At 65.5% G+C, this 281-nt stretch carries 1 protein-coding gene; it reads left to right on the top strand.

Annotation, left to right across the window (positions count from 1 at the left end; translation table 11 throughout):
• Nucleotides 1-281 (top strand): YbfB/YjiJ family MFS transporter (locus MN204_RS20480; RefSeq protein WP_249872902.1); only part of this gene is annotated, 281 nt, incomplete at both ends.

The raw sequence follows: 281 nt of genomic DNA, 5'->3' as shown, positions 1-281 counted from the left end.
CCCTGATGATGGCCATGGGCATTGGCCGTTTCGCCCTGACACCTCAGATGCCGCACCTGCTCAGCGAAGGGCAGATCGACCTCACCGCCGCCGGGCTGATCGCGGCGGCCAACTACTTCGGCTATCTGCTCGGTGCCGTGGATGCGATGTTCGCCCAGCGGCCGCAGCAGGTGCAGCGTCGCCTGCATGGCGGGCTATGGCTGTGCGTGCTGCTGACCCTGGCGTCGTTCTGGGCCAACGGTTTCTGGTCGCACTTGCTGTTGCGCTTTGGTACCGGAGTC

Origin of the sequence: Oceanobacillus saliphilus, from assembly GCF_023522835.1 — a bacterium.
Classification (GTDB): Bacteria; Bacillota; Bacilli; order Bacillales; family Amphibacillaceae; genus Oceanobacillus; species Oceanobacillus saliphilus.
Note: the sequence above shows the minus strand (reverse complement) of the source record. Positions and strands in the feature narration are given on the sequence as shown.